This is a genomic window from Bacillus sp. 05T31 (genome assembly GCF_056396725.1).
In genome coordinates this window covers 1-1,954 of sequence record NZ_JBFTMA010000779.1, presented here as the reverse complement: position 1 = coordinate 1,954, position 1,954 = coordinate 1, and the positions used below count along the sequence as shown (strand labels likewise).

The following is a 1,954-nucleotide window of genomic DNA, read 5'->3' as shown; positions in this document are numbered from 1 at the left end:
CATTAAATCGCCCCTTCTCTAAATAAACATAAAAAATTGATAACTAAGCATGAGCAGGGTTCAGAAAAACCCTGCTCATAATGTCTCATTTTTTATATTAAACGGTACAAGCCACGCACTCTTCCACGCTTAATTTACGTGTTCTCGTATAATAAAGACTCTTCAAGCCTTTTTTATGTGCATAAATGTAGTAACGTGCTAACTCACGTGTTGAAATATCACTATTAACATAAAGAATTGTACTAATTCCTTGGTCAATATGTTCTTGAACTTCTGCGATTAAATCAATTAATTTAAACTGATTCATATCATAAGAAGATTTATAGTACCAGAACGTATCTTTTGATAAATACGGCATTGGATAATATGTTGTCGCATTCGCATATGTTCTTGATTCAATTTGATTTACGATCGGCATTACGCTTGAAGTTGCATTTTGAACGTAACTGATCGATTGTGTCGGAGCGATTGCAAGACGATATGAGTTGTATAAACCATTCTTCTGTACTTGCTCTTTTAAACTTGTCCAATCTTCTTTTGTTGGAATATGAATTCCTTCAAATAATTGCTGAACTTTTTCAGTTACTGGGCTGTAATCTGTCGTTTCATACTTTGCAAAGTATGTGCCGTTTGCATAATCAGACTTATCGAAGTCTTTAAATGTCTCGCCTTTTTCTTTAGCGATTTCCATACTTTTCTCAATCGAGTAGTAATTTAACATCATAAAGAATGTACGAGCGAATTCTTTCGCTTCTGCACTTTCATAAGCGATTTTATTTTTTGCTAAATATCCGTGTAAGTTCATTGCTCCAAGTCCAACTGAATGAAGCTCATCATTTGCTTTTTTCACAGTTGGGGCATTCGGAATGATCGTCATATCAGAAACAGCTGTTAAAGCTTCCATTCCCGCATGAACTGCTTCACGAATTTCTTTATTTTCCATTACGTTTACGATATTTAACGATCCTAAGTTACAGTTAATATCACGACGGATAATGTCTTCTGTACCGTAATCATTTATTTCAGAAGTTTCTTGTAGCTGGAAGATTTCTGTACATAAGTTCGACATCTTCACAGTTCCAATATCCTTCAGTGGATGCTGGTTATTTGCATTTGATTTAAACATTAAGTATGGGTAACCAGACTCAAGCTGAATCATAGCAATTTTAATCAGCATATCACGCGCACTAATATCTAATGGCTTCTTCTTCACTTTCGGATTGCCCATTAATTCATCGTACATTTCGTCGATATCTATATCATCTAAATGTTTTCCGTACTCTTTAAATACTGTATAAGGCGCGAAAACATGGAAAGGTTCGTTTTTCTCAGCAAGTTCAAAGAACTTACTTGGAACGATAATTCCGATTGATAGAGACTGAATACGGCTCTTCTCATCGGCATTGATTTTTTTAGTATCAAGGAATTCAATAATATCCCAATGGAAAATGTTTAAGTATACTGCACCTGCACCTTTTCGTTGCATATTGTTACTCCATATCGTCAAAACGTATGGGGGATAGTCATTTCTGCTATCCTCTCTATATCGCTATAGAGTTCAGACCATATCTTCTTCTCGCCAAATTCTTCATTTAACCATTTATCATATGTTTGATGCACATGAATATGGCATAAACTATAATAACTGTATACACCCTTTGAATTTGGTTGTTTTGAGAAGCCAGGTTCGAGCTACTTAGTCACCTACATAGCCACTTGGTCGTTGAACCTTCTCCTTATCTAATAAATTTAGGAGCTCGGCTGCTGATTTCCTGCAATCTTGGATTTTCAGGGTTCGCTACGTAATTTCTTCGTAGTATCCTACCTTGATATACTCAGGCGTTCCAGCAATTGACCYGGTTTTATAGTTGAGCCATAAAGTTAACCCAACTGATTCGCATAYGAAAACGAATCTTCAAGYAATTTCATAACAGGTACTACACCACTTGCGGCG

The 1,954-nt window shown here is 35.9% G+C and carries 1 pseudogene; it reads right to left on the bottom strand.

Annotated elements, in window-relative coordinates:
* Positions 1 to 97 precede the first annotated feature (97 nt).
* Positions 98 to 1,483, bottom strand: a pseudogene (locus AC1DJR_RS28145) (ribonucleoside-diphosphate reductase subunit alpha); the annotation flags it as partial.
* Between the last annotated feature and the right edge of the window lie 471 nt (positions 1,484 to 1,954).